This is a genomic window from Nocardia sp. NPDC049935, from assembly GCF_055586645.1.
The window spans coordinates 546,429-560,785 of record NZ_JBVJHV010000001.1; the positions used below are offsets into that span (position 1 = coordinate 546,429).

General features: G+C 69.1%; 13 protein-coding genes. 10 read left to right on the forward strand and 3 right to left on the reverse strand.

Annotated features, from left to right (window positions below):
• Positions 1-130: 130 nt before the first annotated feature.
• From ACZ6SF_RS02600 to ACZ6SF_RS02610, 3 genes are all read left to right on the forward strand, one after another.
• Positions 131-1,666, forward strand: coding sequence for a glycosyltransferase family 39 protein (locus ACZ6SF_RS02600; RefSeq protein ID WP_466060102.1), 1,536 nt, complete (start codon positions 131-133; stop codon positions 1,664-1,666).
• Positions 1,667-1,703: 37 nt separating this feature from the next.
• Entirely contained in the window at positions 1,704-2,072 is a 369-nt protein-coding gene (locus ACZ6SF_RS02605) for an arsenate reductase family protein (protein ID WP_466060104.1), read from the forward strand.
• Positions 2,073-2,165: 93 nt separating this feature from the next.
• Positions 2,166-2,843 carry a TIGR00266 family protein gene (locus ACZ6SF_RS02610; RefSeq protein WP_466060106.1) on the forward strand — a complete coding sequence of 226 codons (678 nt, stop codon included), beginning with the start codon at positions 2,166-2,168 and terminating at the stop codon, positions 2,841-2,843.
• Positions 2,844-2,850: 7 nt separating this feature from the next.
• Here the strand turns inward: ACZ6SF_RS02610 and ACZ6SF_RS02615 are convergent, their stop codons facing one another.
• From ACZ6SF_RS02615 to ACZ6SF_RS02625, 3 genes are all read right to left on the reverse strand, one after another.
• Positions 2,851-3,771, reverse strand: coding sequence for a helix-turn-helix domain-containing protein (locus tag ACZ6SF_RS02615; RefSeq protein ID WP_466060107.1), 921 nt, complete (start codon positions 3,769-3,771; stop codon positions 2,851-2,853).
• Between the two features lie 66 nt (positions 3,772-3,837).
• Entirely contained in the window at positions 3,838-5,175 is a 1,338-nt protein-coding gene (locus tag ACZ6SF_RS02620) for a YhgE/Pip domain-containing protein (protein WP_466060109.1), read from the reverse strand.
• 203 nt (positions 5,176-5,378) lie between these two features.
• Entirely contained in the window at positions 5,379-6,566 is a 1,188-nt protein-coding gene (locus ACZ6SF_RS02625; RefSeq protein ID WP_466060111.1) for a DUF418 domain-containing protein, read from the reverse strand.
• A gap of 91 nt (positions 6,567-6,657) precedes the next feature.
• On the opposite strand from ACZ6SF_RS02625, the gene dop reads away from it, so the two are divergent.
• The 7 genes from dop to ACZ6SF_RS02660 all read left to right on the forward strand — a co-directional run bounded on the left by dop (position 6,658) and on the right by ACZ6SF_RS02660 (position 14,288).
• Positions 6,658-8,157 (forward strand): depupylase/deamidase Dop, encoded by a 1,500-nt coding sequence (dop, locus tag ACZ6SF_RS02630; protein WP_466060113.1) that lies wholly within the window; start codon positions 6,658-6,660, stop codon positions 8,155-8,157.
• A gap of 156 nt (positions 8,158-8,313) precedes the next feature.
• Positions 8,314-8,508, forward strand: coding sequence for a ubiquitin-like protein Pup (locus tag ACZ6SF_RS02635; RefSeq protein ID WP_030521323.1), 195 nt, complete (start codon positions 8,314-8,316; stop codon positions 8,506-8,508).
• Complete coding sequence (prcB, locus tag ACZ6SF_RS02640) at positions 8,505-9,377, forward strand: proteasome subunit beta (protein WP_466060115.1); 873 nt, start codon at positions 8,505-8,507, stop codon at positions 9,375-9,377. Before ACZ6SF_RS02635 ends, prcB begins: the two co-directional genes overlap by 4 nt.
• Positions 9,374-10,126, forward strand: coding sequence for a proteasome subunit alpha (gene prcA / locus ACZ6SF_RS02645; protein ID WP_466060117.1), 753 nt, complete (start codon positions 9,374-9,376; stop codon positions 10,124-10,126). The genes prcB and prcA overlap by 4 nt, the downstream gene beginning before the upstream one ends.
• A gap of 294 nt (positions 10,127-10,420) precedes the next feature.
• A complete protein-coding gene (gene pafA, locus ACZ6SF_RS02650) occupies positions 10,421-11,779 on the forward strand; it encodes a Pup--protein ligase (RefSeq protein WP_357430260.1) in 1,359 nt (452 codons plus the stop codon).
• A 545-nt stretch (positions 11,780-12,324) separates the two neighbouring features.
• A complete protein-coding gene (locus ACZ6SF_RS02655; protein ID WP_466060119.1) occupies positions 12,325-13,320 on the forward strand; it encodes a helix-turn-helix transcriptional regulator in 996 nt (331 codons plus the stop codon).
• Positions 13,317-14,288 carry a helix-turn-helix transcriptional regulator gene (locus ACZ6SF_RS02660; protein ID WP_466060121.1) on the forward strand — a complete coding sequence of 324 codons (972 nt, stop codon included), beginning with the start codon at positions 13,317-13,319 and terminating at the stop codon, positions 14,286-14,288. Before ACZ6SF_RS02655 ends, ACZ6SF_RS02660 begins: the two co-directional genes overlap by 4 nt.
• Positions 14,289-14,357: the final 69 nt, after the last annotated feature.

Here is a 14,357-nt window from a genome sequence, read left to right on the forward strand (position 1 = left end):
CGGTCGCGCACGACTCCGGGCGGTATCCGCGTACGCCGGGGGAGGTATGCCGGATCGTCCGGCAGGGGGACGGCAATGCGGGTGCGCGCCGGATACTTTCGAGGGCGTACCCGTTGTCTCAGGAGCGTTCGTGACCACACCGATCACCGGCCCGCCGCGCCCGGATCCGCCCGCCGTCCGCCCGTTCGCGACCGTTCCGGTGCTCTCCGTCGCCGCCGTCGCCGTGATCGTGCTGGTGGCCTCGGCGACCCGCTACGGGTATTTCGGCGACGAGCTGTACTTCCTGGCGGCGGGCCGCCGGCTGTCGTCCGGTTACGCCGACCAGGGGCCGGTGCTGCCGGTGCTGGCCTGGCTGATGGATTCGGCCGCGCCCGGTTCGCTGGTCGCGCTGCGGGCGCCGGCCATCGTGCTCGCGGTACTCGCGATCGTGGTGAGCGCCCTGATCGCCCGGGAACTCGGCGGCGGCCGCGGCGCCCAGGTGCTCACCGCCCTCGGGTACGCGACCTCGCCCTTCCTGCTGCTGCAGGCCAAGAATCTGTCCACCAACGCGGTCGATACGGCGCTGTGGGTGCTGATCACCTTCTTCGTGGTGCGCTGGGTGCGAACACGCCGCGACGGCCTGCTGCTGGCCGCGGCCGCCGTTACCGCCGTCGATATGCAGGTCAAATGGCTGATTCCCTTCTTCTGGCTGGCCGTGATCGCCGGTTCCCTGGTGTTCGGCCCGCGCGAACTGGTGCGCCGGCCGCTGCTCTGGGTGGGCGGTCTCGGAGTGCTGCTGGTCTCGCTGCCCGCACTGCTCTGGCAGGCGCGCAACGGCTGGCCTCAGCTGGCGCTGGGCGCGGTGGTCCGGGAGGAGCAGCAGTATGTGGGCGGGCCGGTGGCCTTCGTCCCGCTGGCCGTGGTCGTCGCGGGCGTGCTGGGCGCGGTCCTGCTGTGCTACGGCGTCTGGGCGCTGCTGCGGCATTCCGCGTTGCGGCCCTATCGCTTCCTCGGCGTCACGACCCTGCTGCTGGTGGTGATCTTCCTCGTCTCGGGTGGCCGGATGTACTACGTGGCCGGCATGTACGGGGTGATGATCGCGGCGGGCGCGGTGGCGGCCACCGCCGCGGTACATCGGGCCACCTCGCGGTGGCGGCGCCGGGCACTGCTCGGATCGGGCTCCGTGCTGGCCGCGCTATCGGTGGCGGTGGTGCTGGTGTCCACGCCCTGGCAGGCGCCCGAGGATATCGCGACCCCCGCCGGAGACCGGGACGCGGCGATGCAGATCGGGCTCTACGGCGAATTCGGCTGGCCCGAGCTCGCCGACGCGGTGGTCGCCGCGCAGGGCGCGTTGACGCCACAGGAGCGGGCCAATTCCGCGGTGATAGCGAAAAGCTATTGGCAGGCGGGGGCGCTGGATCAGCTGGCGGGCGAGGATTTGCCCGGTGTCTACAGTCCGGCCCGCGGGTTCGGGTATTTCGGCCCGCCGCCGGACTCCGCGACCACGCTGCTGTGCGTAGGCGGTGACGAGGACCGGTTACGCGGCCAATTCGCCGTCCTCGAACCGGTCGGGCGGGTCGACACCCGGCTGGGCTTCCTCGACAACACCCGCGATGTCACCGTATGGAAGTGCGCGCGGCCCCGGGCGCCGTGGTCGGAGGTCTGGCCGCAGTGGATGCATATGTAGCGCGGGGCGCGCCGAGCCGGCCGCTACGCTGCCGGATATGAGTTCTCCGGAAACCGAGATCTGGCACAACCCGCGCTGCACCAAGAGCCGGGCGGCCCTGGCCCGTCTGGACGACCTCGGCATCGCCCATACGGTGCGCCGTTACCTGGACGATCCGCCCACCGCCGCCGAACTGCGCGCGGCGCTGGACCGGCTCGGTGCCGAACCCTGGGAGATCACCCGCACCGGCGAGGATGCCGCCAAGGAACTGGGGCTGTCGAGCTGGGGCCGGACCGCGGCGGACCGGGACCGCTGGATCGACGCGCTGGCCCGGAATCCGCGGCTCATCCAGCGTCCGATCGTGTTCACCGCCGGCGGGGGCGCGCTCGTCGCGCGCGACGAGGATGCTCTGCGTTCGCTGGGCTGACCGCGAGATAATTGCCGGCGGGTAACGGTTCCGGCCGGAGTGGGCAGCGCCCGTGGGATTCTGCGGATGCCCGCGCGGCGGTAGTGTCGGACCATGAAAGTTGAACTGCGGCACAACCCGTCGTCGACGGTGGCGCGGTGTGTCCTGGCCGGCGGCGAACCGGTTCGCGTGGAAACCGGTGCCATGCTGGCGCATTCGGCCGGGGTGAGTCTCGAGGCCAAGGCCGAGGGCGGCATCCTGGCCGGGCTCAAACGGTCGGTTCTGGCCGGCGAGTCGTTTTTCGTCTCCACCTTCACCGCGCCCGCGCACGGTGGCTGGGTGGACGTCGCGCCCTCCCTCCCCGGCGATATGCTCGCGCTGCCGATCACCGCCGACCGGCCGCATTTCATCAGCCGCGGCGGCTGGATCGCCAATTCCGCCGGAGTGCAGGTCGAAAGCCAGTGGGGCGGTTTCGCCAACCTCTTCGGCGGCGAGGGCGGATTCGGGCTGCGGGCCCACGGGCAGGGCGAGGTGGTGATCGGGGTGTTCGGCGCGATCGATGTCATCGAGCTGGCACCCGGCGAACCGGTGACCATCGATACCGGACATGTGGTGGCCTACGACCTGGCCATGCAGTTCACCATCCGGCGCGCGGTCTCCGGCCGCTCGCTGCAATCGCTGAAATCGGGGGAGGGCCTGGTATTCGATTTCACCGGCCCCGGCCGGGTATTGCTGCAGACACGCAACCCGCGGGCGTTCGCCTCCTGGACGGCGTCGGTGTCCTCGGGGTGAACCGGCCTCAGGCCCGCTCGCGCAACCACATGATCGGATCGCCCCAGCCGGTGCTCTCCGCGGAGACCTCGCTGTGCAACCAGTGCCGGATCTGCCGGCGGCGGCACGCGGCGAACTCGAGGACGTGCGCGATCACGCTGCCCAGGACGAAGCTCTCCGGCGGATCGCACAGCGCGTCGATCAGGGTGTCACCCCAGCCACCCCGGCGGTCGATCTCGCGCACCGTATCGAGCCAGCGCGGTCCCACCTCCGTGAGCCGGGCGGTGAGCGCGGCCGGATCGTCGCCGCCGGGTGCCGGGAGATCGGCGCCCTCGATCGCCGCGAGCCAGCACTCCTTGCTCCGGATCAGATGATGCAGCGCCGCGGCGATGGACTCCTCCGGCCCGTCCCAGGGCAGCACGATGGCGCCGGCCGACCGGATCTGCCGGTACCGCCGCGCGGGTAGCCCGGCCGCCGCGTCCAGCAGCCGCCGGGTGTCGTCGAGGTCGTGATGCAGCAGCAGTGCCGTCGGGTCCATATCGGACCGTCCTTTCGGTTCGCCCTCCACCCACAGCGAGAGGGGCGGATGGAAATGGATTCCGTTCGCCGACGACAACCACCGGGGCGCCCGGCCGTTCCGTGGCGGGGTGGCGCTCGGTGGATGGCCGAACGCCCGGGTGAACGCCCGGCCGAACCCCTCCACGCTGTCGTATCCGGCGGCGAACGCCGCCTCGGTCACCGACGCGCCGCCGCCGAGTTGCCAGCAGGCGCGTTCCAGCAGCACCCGCCGCCGCAGCCCGACTGGTGATTCACCGGTGCCGCGGCTGAACTGGCGGGAGAAATGGAAGGGGGAGGCGTAGGCGCCCGCCGCCATCTGCCCGAGGGTCGTGTTGTCCTCGTCGAGCACGGCGTCCAGCAGTTCCCGGAGGCGGTCGCGGCGGTTGGTCACCTGTCGAGTCTGGCCGACCGGTGGCCCGGTGTGCCCGACCGTTCTTGCTCTGTGCGCCCCGGCGGCTCAGCGGTTGCGGCGTTCCAGGCCCTTGCGGTCGTAGAGGTAGGTCATCGCCGCACCCAGGACCAGGCCCACGGCCAGGCCGAACAGGCACATGCCGACCCCGCGGGCGAGCCCGGGGTTGCCGTGGGCGTCGAAGTAGAGGATCGCCCGGATCCCGAGATAGATCTGGTGCATCGGCTCGAAAGTGGCCAGCCAGGCCATGGGTTTCGGCGTCGCCTCGAGCGGGATGGTCGCCCCGGCCGAGGGCAGGCCGAGCACGATGAACAGGATCAGGTTGATCAGCATGCCCGCCGATCCGAACACCGCCAGCACCGACAGCGCGGTGACGCCGACGGCGATGATCGCCAGCGTGCTGAAGAGGAAGAAGGCCAGGCCGTGGTCGAACGGCATATCCAGGAGCGTGCCGATTCCCAGGAAGACGCCGGAGACTATGGGCGCCGCCACCGTGATCACCCCCCATTTCAGGAGCAGGGTGCGTAAACGGGAATGCGGTGCGGTGGGCCGGTGGACGAACCACGGGCCGTATTCGGTCGGTACGAAACCCAGCGCCGAATCGATCATGGTGTGCACGATCATCGCCCCCGTGAACCCGGCCAGCACGACCAGCAGGGTGACGAAGAACGCCGACAGCCCGCTGCCGGTACCGGCGGGCAGCGGCCGGTACTGGTCGGTGATCACCTGAATCGGTTCGGCCAGTACCAGACGTGACGCGCCGGACACTTCGGTGGCGGTGCCACCCGGGGGCGGGGTCAGCGCGGCGTTCACCGTATCCGTGAGCTGGCGGCCCACGGTGCTGTTCACCTCATCCAGTGCCTGCCGGGACACCAGCGCGACGATCTGGGTGGCGTAGGTGCCGGTGCGGGGATTGGTCCACACGGTGATGGTGGGTTGCTGGATATCGCCGGGCACCACCGCGCCCGCGCCGAGAATCGACAGCCGTTTGGACAGATCGCTGGGCAGCACGATCGCCCCGTAGACCTCGCCGTTGCTCAGCAGGCGCTGCGCCTCCGCGATACCGGTGACCCGGAGATCGACCTTGTCCGCGGGCACCTCCCGGGTCAGGCCCTCGGTGATCTGGTCGCCGACATTGATCGGGGCGCCGTCACGGATATCGCCGTCGTCCTGATTCACCAGCGCGATCGGGAAATCGTGCAGGTTCTTCTCGGGATTGACCACATAGCCGAGGTACATGGTGGCCAGCAGCGACATCAGCAGAGTGACCACCGCCAGCGGCCCGGCCCAGATCCGGATCCCGTGCCGGCTCGCCGCGACCGTCGCGCCGCCGCCGGTGGTCCCGGTAGCGGTAGCCGGTTCGTCGCCGGTGTCGTTCGACTCCATCTGTCCTCCCTCGATGCCGCGGGTCGCGGGCCCGGGGTGCGCACACCGGGCCCGGCCGGGTTCCATCGTGGCAGTTCGCCGGGCCGGTGCCGGGGCAGCTCGCTGGTGTGTCGGTCACTGGGCGACCAGGGGTGGCACGGAGGTGTCCGGAGTCATACCGGCCGGGCGCGAAGCCGCCGGAGTGGTCCGGCGGCTTCGCGAGTTCAGGCCGCCCCGGTGAGACGCCGGTAGCTCGTATGCCAGAGCCATTCCACCGGTCCCCGCTCGAACCGGCGCAACCACAGATGCGCCAGCGCACCGATCACCACCGCCACCACCAGATAGACCCCGACCGTGAACGGCACCCGGGCGCCGGGCGCGAAGCGCGCGGCCAGGCCGAATCCCCAGCCGTAACACAGTATCGAGGCCACCAGGTTCTGCAGGATGTAGCAGCTGAGCGCGGTCCGGCCGATCTCGGTGAGCCGGCGGCCGGTGAACCCGAGGGTGTTGCGGCGCAGGTAGAACTCGGCCACCAGCGCCAGGATGGCCAGTGAGACGAACGGGGCCACCAGATAGCGGGTGATCAGTACCAGATCGCCGCCGCCGAGCACTCCGGCCAGCAGGTCCACCGGCGCCGCGACCCCGAATCCGGCGAGCATGAGCCGCCGTCGCAGGCGGGCGCTCTCGGCGCGGAACACGCCCGCGTGGAACAGCCGGGCCCCGATCAGGAACAGTGCGATCGACATCGGCAGGATGAACAACGCCTCGGCCCGGAACGCCAGGGCGTTCTCCGCCCGGAACAGCACCAGATCCCAGAACGAACCGTCGGCGTACGGGTTCGGCGACAGCGTGGTGGGTTCGGACGGTCCGCCGCCCGCGGCGAGCAGCGCGACCGCGATGAGCCCGATCAGCGCGAGGTGGACGCCCAGCATCGCGAGCAGCCATCGCCCCTGCGCGCGTGGGCCGAGGGTGAGCAGGAACGCCACGATCAGCCCGGTGACCGCGTATCCCATCAGCACGTCGAATTCGGCGATCAGCAGGAAATTGAGGAGTCCGTCGAGGAACAGCAGCGCGGCCCGCCACGGATACCCGCCCGGCCAGGGCCGGCCGCCGCGCCGGGCCGAGGCCTGCTGGATGGCCAGCCCGATACCGAACATCACGGTGAGCAGTCCGAGGAACTTTCCCTGCGCCAGCTGCTGGAGGACCTTCTCGGTCCACATCCACGCGTCCGTGGGCGCGGTGGAGAGCCGATCGAGATAGCCGACGATTCCCCGTGGATCGGTGAGTATCCAGATGTTGGTGCCGAGCGTGCCCAGGATCGCGAGGCCACGCAGCACATCCAGGGCCACCAGCCGGGTCGGCCGGGGCGGGATATCGCCGGAAACGGCGGGATCGGCAGTCGTGCGCGTCATGCTCCGAGGATGTGGCCGCGGACCCGCCACGGCATCCTCCGGAAGTACCACTCAGCGGATGATTCGCGATCCGTCGCCTACTCTCGAACCCATGCAGCGCATCATCGGTATCGAGGTCGAATACGGGATATCCACGCCCGCCGACCCGTCGGCCAACCCGATCCTCACCTCCACGCAGGCGGTTCTGGCCTACGCCGCCGCCGAGGGGGTGCCGCGCGCGAAGCGCACCCGGTGGGACTACGAGGTGGAATCGCCGCTGCGCGATGCCCGCGGATTCGATCTGAGCCGGATGAACGGTCCCGCGCCGGTCATCGACGCCGACGAGGTCGGGGCGGCGAATATGATCCTGACCAACGGCGCCCGCCTCTACGTCGACCACGCCCACCCCGAATACTCCGCTCCCGAGGTCACCGACCCGATGGACGCGGTCATCTGGGACAAGGCCGGGGAGCGGGTCATGGAGGCGGCCGCCCGGCACGCCTCCAGCGTGCCCGGCGCGGCGCGGATGCAGTTGTACAAGAACAATGTCGACGGCAAGGGCGCCTCCTACGGCACCCACGAGAACTATCTGATGAGCCGCGAAACCCCGTTCAACGCGGTCATTCTCGGACTCACGCCGTTCTTCGTATCCCGCCAGGTGATCTGCGGTGCGGGCCGGGTCGGTATCGGCCAGTCCGGGGACAACGCGGGCTTCCAGCTGTCGCAGCGCTCGGATTACATCGAGGTCGAGGTCGGCCTGGAGACCACTCTGAAGCGCGGCATCATCAACACGCGTGACGAACCGCATGCCGACGCCGACAAATACCGCCGGCTGCACGTGATCATCGGCGACGCCAACCTGGCGGAGATGTCGACGTATCTGAAGGTCGGCACCACCGCGCTGGTGCTGGACCTCATCGAATCCGGCGCCGATCTCTCCGATCTGCAGCTCGCCCGCCCGGTCACCGCGGTCCACACCATCAGCCACGATCCGACGCTGCGCGTGAAGGTGCCGCTGACCGACGGCCGCGAACTGTCCGGACTCGAGATCCAGCGGCTCTACCACGAGCGGGTCGCGAAGTTCGTCGAGGTGCAGGGCAACGACGATCCGCGGGTGCGCGATCTGCTGGACAACTGGGAGATGATCCTGGACCGGCTGGAACGCGATCCGATGGAATGCGCGGATCTGCTGGACTGGCCGGCCAAACTCCGGTTGCTCGAGGGTATGCGCAGCCGCGAGGGCCTGGGCTGGGCCGCGCCCAAACTGCATCTGATGGATCTGCAGTACTCCGATGTCCGGCTCGACAAGGGCCTCTACAACCGGCTGGTGGCCCGTGGCTCGATGAAGCGTCTGGTGAGCGAGCAGCAGGTGCTCGACGCCATGACCCAGCCGCCCACCGATACCCGCGCCTATTTCCGGGGTGAATGCCTGCGCCGGTTCGGCGCCGATATCGCCGCCGCGAGCTGGGACTCGGTGATCTTCGATCTGGGCGGCGATTCCCTGGTGCGGATCCCGACACTGGAGCCCCGGCGCGGGACCAAAGCCCACGTCGGCACCCTGCTCGACGATGTCGATACCGCCGCTGACCTGGTGCGAAAGCTCACCACCTGAACGGCGTCGCACCCCGGCCCGCCGCCGGGGTGCGACGTTATACGACTACGTGTCGTCCCGGCTGGGTAGTGTTGAGGAACGAGCACAGAGAGCTGCTCACGATTCGTCCGGTACGCACCAGCGTCCGGTCGGTGGAAACAGAGGAGGTCGGCTGCGATGGCACAAGAGCAGACCAAACGCGCCGGGGGCGGCGACGATGACGAAGGCGTCGACGGCGTAGACGCCGCGGGTCAGGAGCGGCGCGAGAAGCTGGCGGAGGACACCGACGACCTGCTCGACGAGATCGACGATGTGCTCGAAGAGAACGCCGAAGACTTTGTTCGCGCCTACGTGCAGAAAGGTGGCCAGTGACCGCAGGTGACCCCTTGCGTCTCCAGTTGGGGTACGCCCTGTCGTCCTTTTCCGAACACCTGCGTCAGCAGGCACCGGATCTACTGCCCAGCAACAGATTCGATGCGCTGAAACAGTCCACCGCCGCCGGGATTCCCGGCGGCGGTGCCGCGGGGGATATCGCACCGCACGGGACCACCGTGGTCGCGGTGTCCTATCGCGGCGGTGTGCTGATCGCCGGTGACCGGCGCTCGACCCAGGGCAACCTGCTGGCCGGACGCGATGTGGAGAAGGTCCATATCACCGATACCTACTCGGCGACCGGTATCGCCGGGACCGTGGGCATGGCCATCGAGCTGGTGCGCCTGTTCGCGGTGGAGCTCGAACACTACGAGAAGATCGAGGGCGTCTCGCTGACCTTCGACGGCAAGGCCAACAAGCTGTCGAAGATGGTGCGCGACAATCTCCCGGCCGCCATGCAGGGCCTGGCCGTGGTGCCCCTGCTCGTCGGCTACGACGAGCAGGCCACCGATCCGGACCGCGCCGGACGCATCGTCTCCTACGACGTGGTGGGCGGGCGCAGCGAGGAACGATTCGGGTTCACCGCGGTCGGGTCCGGTTCGATGTTCGCCCGGACCTCGCTGAAGAAGCTGTACGCCAAGGGGATCGATACCGATCGCGCCCTGCGGATCGCGGTCGAGGCCCTGGTGGACGCGTCCGACGACGATACCGCCACCGGCGGTCCGGACCTGCTGCGCGGGATCTACCCGACCGCGATCACCATCGATGCCGACGGCGCCGTGGAAGTGGCCGAATCCCGGCTCGAGGAGATCGCGCGCGGTATCGCCGCGGACCGTGAGGCCGCCGAGGAAGGGAGCGCACGGGCATGACCCTGCCGCTGTATGCGTCCGCCGAGCAGATCATGCGCGACAAGACCGAGCTCGCGCGCAAGGGGATCGCCCGGGGCCGCAGTGTCGTGGTGCTCGCCTACGACCAGGGCGTGGTGTTCGTCGCGGAGAATCCCTCGGCCACCCTGCACAAGGTCAGCGAACTCTACGACCGGACCGGTTTCGCCGCCGTCGGTAAGTACAACGAGTTCGAGAGCCTGCGCCGGGGCGGCATCCTGCAGGCCGATCTGCGCGGGTACCAGTACGACCGTCGCGACGTCACCGGGCGCGCCCTGGCCAATGCCTACGCGCAGACGCTGGGCTCGATCTTCACCGATCAGCTCAAGCCCTACGAGGTGGAGATCTGCGTCGCCGAGGTGAGTTATCCGGACCAGGAGCCCGAATCGGTGCTCTACCGGATCACCTTCGACGGCTCGATCGTCGACGAGCGCGAGTACGTGGTGATGGGCGGGACCACCGAGCCCATCGTCGCCGCGCTCAAGGACACCTACCGGGCGGGTCTGGACCTCGCCTCGGCGATCGGGGTCGCCGTGGCGGCCCTGCAGGCCAGTGAGGGCTCCGACAAGGACAAGCGGACCCTGGGCGTGGGATCGCTCGAGGTCGCGACCCTGGAGCAGGCGCGGCCGCGGAGGGCGTTCCGGCGGATCGGCCGGGCCGCCCTCGAGCAGCTGCTCGGTACCACCGCCGGCGCCGGAGACGACGCCGCGGACAAGGGCGGAAAACCGGACTGACCGGCATCCGCGGGCAGTCCCGCCGCCGGGCACCGAACCCGGGCCGAGCACCGCTACGGCGGTGCTCGGCCCGTTTCCGTGCCCGGACGTCCGCGAATAAGGCGGATCGGCCGGGGCGGTGCGCTCGGTGTACCGGCGGGCGTTCCGGGACCGGAAACAGGCCCCGACGCTGCGGATTCTCGGGTTCGGGTGCCCATTCGGCGAACGATCGACGGCCTAATCGTTGCCAAGCCGTATACATCGGGTTTTCCGCACCGACCCGCAGGGATCATCCAGCGCTGTAACCTCGATAGTGTGCAGCGACGAATTATGGGGATCGAGACCGAATTCGGTGTGACGTGCACCTTTCACGGACACCGCCGGCTCAGTCCCGACGAGGTGGCCCGGTATCTGTTCCGCCGGGTGGTGTCGTGGGGGCGCAGCTCCAACGTGTTCCTGCGAAACGGCGCCCGGCTCTACCTCGACGTCGGTTCGCATCCGGAGTACGCCACCGCCGAATGCGACAGCCTGGTCCAACTGGTCACCCACGACCGGGCCGGGGAGCGAGTACTGGAGGAACTGCTCATCGACGCCGAGCAGCGCCTCGCGGAGGAGGGTATCGGCGGGGACATCTACCTGTTCAAGAACAACACCGATTCGGCGGGCAACTCCTACGGCTGCCACGAGAACTTCCTGGTCGTGCGGGCCGGCGAATTCTCCCGGATCTCCGACGTACTGCTTCCCTTCCTGGTCACCCGGCAGCTGATCTGCGGGGCGGGCAAGGTGCTGCAGACGCCGAAGGCGGCCACGTTCTGCCTCTCGCAGCGGGCCGAGCACATCTGGGAGGGCGTCTCCTCGGCGACCACCCGCTCCCGGCCGATCATCAACACCCGCGACGAACCGCACGCCGACGCCGAGAAGTACCGGCGCCTGCATGTGATCGTGGGCGATTCGAATATGGCCGAGACCACCACCATGCTCAAGGTCGGCACCGCCGCCCTGGTGCTGGAGATGATCGAGGCCGGTGTCTCGTTCCGCGATTTCGCCCTGGACAACCCCATCCGCGCGATCCGCGAAGTGAGCCACGATCTCACCGGGCGGCGCCCGGTTCGGCTGGCCGGCGGCCGGCAGGCCAGCGCCCTCGACATCCAGCGCGAGTACTACGCCCGCGCCGTCGAACACCTGCGCAACCGCGAACGCGATCCGCAGGTGGACCAGGTGGTGGACCTGTGGGGCCGGACCCTGGACGCGGTGGAATCCCAGGATTTCGCCAAGGTCGACACCGAGATCGACTGGGTGATCAAGCGCAAGCTGTTCCAGCGTTACCAGGACCGGTACGGGATGGAATTGGCCGACCCCAAGATCGCGCAGCTGGATCTGGCCTACCACGACATCAAACGCGGTCGCGGTGTGTTCGATCTGCTTCAGCGCAAGGGCCTGGCCAAGCGGATCACGGAGGACGACGCGGTCGACGCCGCCGTCGACACCCCGCCGCAGACCACCCGCGCCAAACTGCGCGGTGATTTCATCACCGCCGCGCAGGCCGCCGGACGGGACTTCACGGTGGACTGGGTGCATCTGAAGTTGAACGATCAAGCCCAGCGGACGGTCCTGTGCAAAGACCCGTTCCGCTCGGTAGACGAACGAGTAGACCGCCTGATCGCGAGCATGTAATCCTGTAATTCTGGAGCAGCTCCGCTGCTCGAGGTTCGGCCCTCCTGAGCGTCTGCTGTCAGCCCTCGAGACTCGCGGCTTCGCCGCATGCGCTTCGAGGGCTGACAGCAGACGCGGGCCGAACCATTTTTTCGGCTCGTGAGGTTTTGGAGTGAGGCGGTGCTCGATCTGTGGATGGGCCGGACCGGTCGGGGTTAGGGCGAATTTGTTGACCGGGGTCGGACGCTCGCTCCGAGCGGAGCGCTCCGGTCGCTCGCAGGAACGGTGTCCGCCGGCCCCGTGACATCGACGGCGCGTTCGACCAGCGCAATGGCTGGAAAGGGCTTTCGAGCCGCGATCTCGCATTTCCCCGACGGTCGCCTCCGCTGGGCGGGGCCCGCCCCGGTTCTGGAGCGACCAGAGGGAGGGAGCGCAGCGACCGACCGCCGGGAGTGAAGAACCGGGGTTAATAGGGCCCCGCCCTCGAGGCGCGGAGCGCCTCCAAAATTACCGCCCCGCCTCGAGCGGCGGAGCCGCTCCAACCAACCCTGCATTACCCTGTTCGGGTGGCGATATCCAAGGTCGAGCGGCTGATGAATCTGGTCATCGCGCTGTTGTCGACCCGGCAGTTCCTGACTGCGGAGCGGATCCGGGAGAGCGTCGCGGGCTACGAGGACTGTGCCAGCGACGAGGCGTTCAGCCGGATGTTCGAGCGGGACAAGAACGAGCTCCGGGATCTGGGTATTCCGCTCGAGGTGGGGCCGTCGGGGCAGTTCTCCACCGTCGAGGGGTACCGCATCAATCGGGACGCCTATGAGCTACCCGATATCGATCTGAGCAGTGAGGAGTCGGCCGCGGTCGCGGTCGCGCTGCAGATGTGGGAGTCGCCGGAGCTGGCGTCGGCGGCGGCGGGGGCGCTGCTGAAATTGCGAGCCGCGGGGGTGCATGTGGAGACCGATACCGCGTTCGCCGCGATTCCGGCCGTGCCGGCCCGGACCCGGGGTTCGGAACCGGTGCTGGGGAAACTGCTGGCGGCCATCGATGCCGGTCAGGCGGTGCGGTTCGAACATCGGGGGGCCAGTAACGCACCGTTCCTGATGCGTGATGTGGAGCCGTGGGGGGTGGTGACATTGCGGGGGCGCTGGTATCTGGTCGGGCACGACCGGGATCGGGACGCGGTGCGGACGTTCCGGTTGTCGCGGATCGGTGAGGAGATCACCGCGTACGGTCCGCGTAACGTGGTGCGGCCGCCGGCGGGTACCGATCTGCGCGAGATCGTGTCCCGGGTGACGGGGACCGCGCCGATCACCGGATCGGCGACGATCTGGGTGGCGCAGGGGCGGGGCCGGGACCTGCGGCGTCTCGGGGACGTGGTGGACAGCAGGGTCGTGGGTGGGCGTCCGGGCAGTGTGGTGGAGGTGCCGATCCGGTCCCAGCACTGGCTGGCCAGGTTGATCACCGGGCTGGGGGCGGACGCGCTGGTGCTGGAACCGGCGGAGTTGCGCGCGGATGTGATGGCCCGGCTGCGGTCGGTGATCGATCGGACCGGGGTGGTGCTGTGAGTACGCGGCTGTCGGCGCGGTTGTCGCGTCTGCTGAACATGGTCCCGTATTTCGTGGCGAATCCCGGGATCAGCGCGGCGGAGGCGGCGGCCGATCTGGGTGTCACCACCAAACAGCTGATGGCGGATCTGAACCAGCTGTGGATGTGCGGGCTGCCCGGGTACGGGCCGGGCGATCTGATCGATCTGTCGTTCTCGGAGGAGAGCGTGCAGGTGACGTTCACCGCCGGTATCGAACGTCCGCTGCGGTTGACCTCCATCGAGGCGACGGCGGTGCTGGTGGCGCTGCGGTCGATCGTGGATCTGCCGGGAATGGTGGATCCGACCGCGGCGCATGCGGCGATCGCGAAGCTGGAGGCCGCGATCTCGGGGGCCGCGCCGTCGGGTTCGGGCGACGGGTACGGCCCGCCCGAGGCGCCCGCGGTGACCACGGTCCGGTCCGCGGTGGCCGGTGGCAGGGCGTTGCGGCTGGAGTACTACTCGGCCAGCCGCGATGTGGTGTCGACCCGGGTGGTCGACCCGATCCGGATCGTCGCGGTGGACGACAACAGCTATCTGCAGGGCTGGTGCCGCGAGGCCGAAGGCGTGCGGTTGTTCCGGTTCGACCGGATCGAATCGGCGGAGGAACTCGACGAACCGGCTCGCCCGCCGCACGAGGCCCGGGACACCGACGCCGGGCTCGATCTGTTCCAGGAGGATCCCTCGATCCCGCTGGCGCGCTTGCTGGTGGCGGCCGATTACGGCTGGGTGCTCGACCAGTATCCGATGCACCGGGTGGCGGTCCATCCGGACGGCGGACTGGAGGCGACCATGCGCTTCGCCACCCTGGACTGGATGGCGCGCCTGGTGCTCGGCTTCGGATCGGGTGTCACGGTTCTGGGCCCACCGGAGTTGGTGGCGGCGGTCCGGGAACGCTCCGACGCCGCGCTGGCCGCCTACCGCGAGGCCGGCCTGGATCCGGTGTCCTGACGTCGCGCGACGATCGCCTGTGGTTAACCGGCGGTTCGACGTGAGGGCACTTGCCTGCGGTTGTGTTCG

Coding starts and splice junctions, on each gene's coding strand:
- ACZ6SF_RS02635 (WP_030521323.1), top strand. CDS start 8,314: ATGGCACAAGAGCAGACCAAACGCGCCGGGGGCGGCGACGATGACGAA.
- prcA (WP_466060117.1), top strand. CDS start 9,374: ATGACCCTGCCGCTGTATGCGTCCGCCGAGCAGATCATGCGCGACAAG.
- ACZ6SF_RS02610 (WP_466060106.1), top strand. CDS start 2,166: ATGAAAGTTGAACTGCGGCACAACCCGTCGTCGACGGTGGCGCGGTGT.
- dop (WP_466060113.1), top strand. CDS start 6,658: ATGCAGCGCATCATCGGTATCGAGGTCGAATACGGGATATCCACGCCC.
- ACZ6SF_RS02605 (WP_466060104.1), top strand. CDS start 1,704: ATGAGTTCTCCGGAAACCGAGATCTGGCACAACCCGCGCTGCACCAAG.
- ACZ6SF_RS02625 (WP_466060111.1), bottom strand. CDS start 6,566: ATGACGCGCACGACTGCCGATCCCGCCGTTTCCGGCGATATCCCGCCC.
- ACZ6SF_RS02620 (WP_466060109.1), bottom strand. CDS start 5,175: ATGGAGTCGAACGACACCGGCGACGAACCGGCTACCGCTACCGGGACC.